This window comes from Clostridium porci, assembly GCF_009696375.1.
Taxonomy (GTDB): Bacteria; Bacillota; Clostridia; order Lachnospirales; family Lachnospiraceae; genus Enterocloster; species Enterocloster porci.
In genome coordinates this window covers 1-1,614 of record NZ_VUMD01000062.1, presented here as the reverse complement: position 1 = coordinate 1,614, position 1,614 = coordinate 1, and the positions used below count along the sequence as shown (strand labels likewise).

At 37.5% G+C, this 1,614-nt stretch carries 2 protein-coding genes; one reads left to right on the top strand and one right to left on the bottom strand.

Going from position 1 to position 1,614, the window contains the following annotated elements:
* Positions 1-315 precede the first annotated feature (315 nt).
* Positions 316-735 carry a transposase gene (locus tag FYJ39_RS20350; RefSeq protein ID WP_328597588.1) on the top strand — a complete coding sequence of 140 codons (420 nt, stop codon included), beginning with the start codon at positions 316-318 and terminating at the stop codon, positions 733-735.
* A gap of 380 nt (positions 736-1,115) precedes the next feature.
* On the opposite strand, the gene FYJ39_RS20345 is transcribed toward FYJ39_RS20350, so the two are convergent.
* On the bottom strand, positions 1,116-1,379 hold the full coding sequence (locus FYJ39_RS20345; RefSeq protein ID WP_154474119.1) for a hypothetical protein: 264 nt from the start codon (positions 1,377-1,379) through the stop codon (positions 1,116-1,118).
* Positions 1,380-1,614: the final 235 nt, after the last annotated feature.

Below are 1,614 nucleotides of genomic sequence, written 5' to 3'. Positions count from 1 at the left end.
AACCTTGGAAAATAAAGTTGATAACCGAACCATTTTTCTTGGTAAATCTATGGAAAAAAGTTAGAAATGTGGAAAACTTGATAAAAGAAAAACCCGGACTTCTGTCCGGGACTTTGTCTACAGTCTGAAGAGGCGGCCGTATGGCTGCCTCTTAAAAGAAAGGTAGAGGATCACCCCCGCTTGCGCAAGGAATATATTATTGAGTTGCTTCAATCACTGCTTCGATGATCTGATGATTTTCTAAACCAGCTTTTTAACGCATAGGATTCGACAAGAACCCACTGACTGCCATTCAAGTACTCTCTGAAATCGGAGGTGATATATCTGTCTTCCCCCACAGCTAAAAACCTCGTATCATGGGCTGGATATTGTCCTCGTAACGATCAAAGCAATCGTAAAATCAAATCCACTAAGATTTCCCGTGCCGGTTCTTATTTTAAACCAGTATTGGTACAAGTTGCAAATGCTTCGATCAAATCCAAGAAACATCCTGAGTTTACTACTCGTCGACGTATAAAAGCACGTCGTGGCCACAAGAAAGCTATTATTACTATCTGTCGTATGATCCTGACCGCTATCTGGCACATACTTACAGATTTAAAACCCCATACACCGGAAGGTTTTCTTGAATCACGTCCTGTGAATGAATCAAAAGTATTGACTACTTCACAGGCACTTAATCTACTTAAACAACGAGGATATGTCATCCGAGATGATGAAGTTTCAGCTATCTGATTAGGTGTTGCGTCTATATTTACTTTTCAAAACCACCTTTTTTTGATGGTTTATTTGCTATGCCCTCTATTCTTTGGACGTCCTCTACTTATTTGTTTTAAACTTTACTCACCTTTCCAAACAAAATTCCGATTTTAAAGCAACTTCATTCTCTTACTATCGCATCCAACAAATTTTTTCTGACATTCTTCGATATACACCATGAATAATACATCCGCGCTTTACCATAGTCTTATAATTCATTTGAAAGCTTCCCTCCGGTAGCGTCCATGTATGTAACACATTTGGTTCATTTGGTTTTGAATACTTAATTAAATACTCATAATCTTGTAAATCAATATTTCCGTCATATGTTTTCTCCTTTCAAAATCCTAATTCCATCACAGACACATCAAATCTTCCGCAACACTGACACAAAAAGCTTCCTCAAACCAATGCCAAATCTCTTCCCTATGCGTTCCAACAGGGAATCCATTCCATTTCTCTTCAATTTCTTCCGTTTCTGGATTCATCGGAACATTACCAAAACGCAGCCACAATTCTTTTACAAGTTCCTTGTTAGTAAATTTTATGATTTCATTATTATAATCCAATTCGTTCAAATCTGTATCTGGGTGAACTGTTTCAAATTTTTCCGCAAGCATTCCAAAAAAAATCCTTTAATTCAGTAACGGAAATGAAATACAGTTTAAATGATTCTTATGCATATGTTCCATAACAATCTATGTCATTTCAATGGCATTTTCAATTTTTTGACACTCCGCACGACTAAAGTCGTGGGATTCTTGCTTCAGCGACCACTACATTGCTACGAAAGCTTTAGTTTTACACGGTCTCCACAAGCGTAAATTCCCGTATGTCCTACGGTACTGATATGTT

Bases quoted from the DNA above. Each gene is read 5' to 3' on its own strand.
- FYJ39_RS20345 (WP_154474119.1), bottom strand. From the start codon at position 1,379: ATGCTTGCGGAAAAATTTGAAACAGTTCACCCAGATACAGATTTGAAC.